Raw genomic sequence first — 338 nt, 5'->3', positions numbered from 1 at the left:
CGGTGGCGTCCCGGACGTGGGACAGCAGTACGTCGTGCTCGTCCAGCCAGGGGTCGGCCAGGGTCAGCTCGGTGCCCCGCCCGGTGATGCCGTAGCGGGCGTAGGAACCGGTGCGCACGGCCGTCACACGGGTGGTGACCAGTGAGAGCCCGCTGTCGCCGGGAATGCCGTCCGGGGCGCCCTTGCGGGGGCGTTCGATCGCGACCCAGCTGCCCGCGGTGATCTTCTCGTGCACGGTGTCCAGGGCGAGGACGTTGCGGTGGACGGCCTCGGGGACGGTGGCGATGCCGATCTCCACGCTCGCCGGCCTTCCGCCGGTCCGGTAGGCGACGGTAAGC

1 protein-coding gene is annotated in these 338 nt (G+C 72.5%); it reads right to left on the bottom strand.

Translation table 11 applies throughout. The features are described from left to right. Positions 1 to 298, bottom strand: a 298-nt coding sequence (locus ACSNOK_RS33615; RefSeq protein WP_436784557.1) for a hypothetical protein, incomplete at its 3' end; no start/stop codon positions are given. Positions 299 to 338: the final 40 nt, after the last annotated feature.

The sequence above is a fragment of the Streptomyces sp. URMC 126 genome, from assembly GCF_051386555.1.
Classification (GTDB): Bacteria; Actinomycetota; Actinomycetes; order Streptomycetales; family Streptomycetaceae; genus Streptomyces.
The sequence above is the reverse complement of the archived record's forward strand: the minus strand, read 5'-3'. Positions and strand labels throughout refer to the sequence as shown.